Here is a 701-nt window from a genome sequence, read left to right as displayed (position 1 = left end):
CTCGCTGGCGAGGTGCTCCTCCAGCTCCGCCTTCATGGCAGCTTCGGTGAGTTGTTTGATCAGTGGGGTCAGGATGCCGTCCTTGCCGCTGAGGTCTTTGCCCTCACGCAGAGCCTTGACAGCGGCATCCATATCGAACGTAGGTTTGGTCATGAGTCATCTCTTTTTTGCGTATGGTAAAGAAATGACACAGAATTCTGAACACTACCACCATGAACCCAACATGCTTGTAAAAACCAACAGCTTGTATATTTTGTTCATTGACGTCTACTTTAGTGGCGCCTTGAGAACTTACTGCGTGAGCAACCATTCTTGAACCGACACCGGCTCCTCGACTACTTGGATCAATAAATAGCATCTCGATGTTGCCCTCATGGACACCACAGAACCCTACTATCATATCATCTCCATCCTTTGCAATTTGCAAATCAACAGCGTCAAAATACTGATTTAGAATGAGTGGCTTTAACTCCACGATGTCATCTTCATTGAGAAAATCGTGAGTTGCTCTGACCGATCTCTCCCAAATTTCAATTAGCTCTTTATAGCTATTTTTTCTGCTTTCTCGATCTTCATTATTTACCTGATTGAACGCCGCAATCAGCCGCGGCTAACTTTGTGCGCATTTTGCGCAATAATGGGAGCGCAGCGACCGCGCAAAAGGTGCACAAAGTTGGCCGTCGGCTGCATTGCCTGGTTAA

At 46.8% G+C, this 701-nt stretch carries 1 protein-coding gene and 1 pseudogene; both read right to left on the bottom strand.

What is annotated here, in order from left to right:
* Positions 1–153: pseudogene (locus tag AC6R19_RS22765) on the bottom strand (IS256 family transposase); the annotation flags it as partial.
* On the bottom strand, positions 104–475 hold the full coding sequence (locus tag AC6R19_RS22760) for a GNAT family N-acetyltransferase (RefSeq protein ID WP_500582157.1): 372 nt from the start codon (positions 473–475) through the stop codon (positions 104–106). The gene AC6R19_RS22760 and the pseudogene AC6R19_RS22765, both read right to left, overlap by 50 nt.
* Between the last annotated feature and the right edge of the window lie 226 nt (positions 476–701).

It is taken from the genome of Microbulbifer sp. SE14 (genome assembly GCF_059834885.1).
Note: the sequence above shows the minus strand (reverse complement) of the source record. Positions and strands in the feature narration are given on the sequence as shown.